Origin of the sequence: Rhodococcus sp. NPDC059968, from assembly GCF_042738615.1 — a bacterium.
GTDB lineage: Bacteria > Actinomycetota > Actinomycetes > Mycobacteriales > Mycobacteriaceae > Rhodococcus_F.
In genome coordinates, this window is the sequence record NZ_JBHWUE010000246.1 from 1 (window position 1) to 2,447 (window position 2,447).

General features: G+C 64.4%; 2 protein-coding genes. Both read right to left on the reverse strand.

Annotated features, from left to right (window positions below; all coding sequences use genetic code 11):
• Nucleotides 1–133: 133 nt before the first annotated feature.
• Nucleotides 134–1,168: a LacI family DNA-binding transcriptional regulator gene (locus ACFWAY_RS53520; protein WP_378516509.1), complete on the reverse strand. Its 1,035-nt coding sequence runs from the start codon at nucleotides 1,166–1,168 to the stop codon at nucleotides 134–136.
• A 734-nt stretch (nucleotides 1,169–1,902) separates the two neighbouring features.
• A partial coding sequence (gene lexA, locus ACFWAY_RS53525) for a transcriptional repressor LexA (RefSeq protein WP_378516510.1) occupies nucleotides 1,903–2,447 on the reverse strand: 545 nt, incomplete at its 5' end.

Genomic DNA, 2,447 nt, shown 5'->3' on the forward strand with positions numbered 1-2,447 from the left:
ATGGCCGGCGGCGACGAACTCGAAGCACTCACCCACGAACTGCGGCGTTAGGCACCGACACGACGATGCGCCCGGCACACGTGCCGGGCGCATCGGGGCGGTGCATTCGTGCGCCGATATTCCGGAACCACCGTCAGGGCATGTTGTAGGGGGTGATGATCCGAATCGGTGACATCAGCGTGGTCACGCCCGACAGTCCGCCACGCCCCTGAATCAGCATCCGGCAGGCCAGGTTCGCGTCCGACCGAAGGTCGTGATCGAGGACGGCCGAGATCTTCTTGTCACGCAGCAACTGCTTGTTGTCCCGATCGAGGTCGTGGGCGATGAAAACACGGCAACCACGGCCGAGCTTCTCGAAGGCACGCACTGTCGCCGTGTTGCCGCCGCCGATCGAATAGACCGCCTCGATGTCAGGGTTGCGTTCGAGGGCCGAGAGGACGAGATGCTCGACCGTCGTATCGAGTCCCTCACTCTCCGAGATGTCGACCAGCGTGCGCTGAGATCCGATACCCCCGACGTTGCCCGACCGGCGCAGCGCGCCGCGAAATCCCATCTCACGCTCCTCCTCGCCACGAAACGCGTTGCTGCTCAGCGTGACCAGCACACTCGCGGGAGTGTCGTACAGCCATTGCTCGAGCAGGTACGCGGCCGTCTCACCGGCCGCCCGGTTCTCGATACCGACGTAGCCGACCCGACTGCTGTTCGGCACGTCGGTGGCGTAGGTGACGACGGGGATCCCCGCCTCGGTGAGCCGGTCGATGGCATCGGATACCTCGGTGGTGTCGGGAGCCTTGACGATGACTCCTTGCGAGGGGCGTGTGACGAGCTTGTCCAGCACCTCGACCATGGCCGGAACCGAGCCGGTCTCCCGGAAATGGAACCGGGTACGGACCACGGCAGGCGCGAGGAACGGCAACTCCGCCTCCACCGCCTCACGGAACGCTCCGGAAAAACGCGGTGGAGCCTGCATCACAACATCGAAAAGGTACTTTCGCCCCGCCAACCTCAGCTGGGAACGCTGATTGTCCAGGTCGATGATCGCTTGGGCGACTTCCGCACGGGTTCCGTCCCGCACCCCTGGGCGGTTGTGAAGGACGCGGTCGACCGTCGCCTCGCTGAGCCCCGCCTGCTGGGCGATCTCCCGAACCTTGTAACGACTGTGCGCCACAACTTCTCCCTCGAGGTGAAAATGATGGACAATGCCAGTTGATTGAGGCACGTATCACAGCAAGACTAACAGGGGTAAGCCAAACATGCTCCTGACAAACAACTCCCGCAACACATTTCGGGGTGTCGTTGCGCTTCACGTCGGCCCCCAATCGATCGGAGACCCATGTCAGAGAAAATTGGTGACGCCCTCATCGACTTCGCCCAGCGTCGGGCCCCCGTTCGGCGGCCCACACGACGACGTCGGCGAGAACCACCTCTCACGGGTCCGACCCGCCCACACCACCGCGCCCTCTCCTCGCGATCGCGTCCCTCTTCGCGATGAACGATCCGCCGGATCTGACCGCCACCGCCAGCATCGTCGCCAACATCGACAACGACATCATGGAACTCGACGCAGCAGCGTTCCGACAGGGTCAACAGCACCGCATCGTTCCGTCCACCCGACCGAGGAACCCTGTGACAGAACATATGCCGGTGACCTGTGGGTCACGGTTGAGTCACCGTGATTTCCTCGGAGGGTTGCAGCCGCAGGCGCGGCGGGCCGCCATCACGCGCCCAGCCGTCGCACGCACATTTCGACCCGCCGTGTACCGAGCGCCCCGACACTAGCGCACGGACACTTCATCGTCCCCTTCAGTTCTCGGATCATCGATGGTCGACCAGAAGAGATGGTTCCCCCAGGTCAGGGGTGATGCACGCTGCACTACCCCCGCCCTGGGGGGCAGGCGATCCTCAGATCCGCCGCATCACCGATACCACCTTGCCCAGAACGACTGCGTCGTCGCCGTCAATCACGGCATACGCGGGATTACGGGGCTCGAGGAAGACGTGGCCATCGCGGCGCCGGAGCACCTTCACCGTAGCCTCGCCATCAATCATCGCGGCGACGATCTCGCCGGAATGAGCTTCGTCCTGGCGGCGCACCACAACGACATCGCCATCGCAGATCGCGGCATCGATCATCGACTCGCCGCGCACCCGCAGCCCGAACAGAGTGCCGGAGCCGACAAGTTCGCGAGGGAGCGTCAGCATCTCATCGGCGTGCTCCTCCGCCAGGATCGGTGCGCCGGCCGCGATGTCGCCGACTACCGGTACCGTCACATTGTTTTCAGACGAGCGACCTTGCCTCGCCTCGGAGAGGAACGGGCGCACGTCCAACTGCCGAGCCATGGCCGTGCCCCGTCGGAGAAAGCCCTTTTCCTCGAGGCTCTTCAGATGCTTGGACACCGACGACGCTGACCGCAGGCCCACCGCGTCCCCGATCTGCCGGGTGCTCG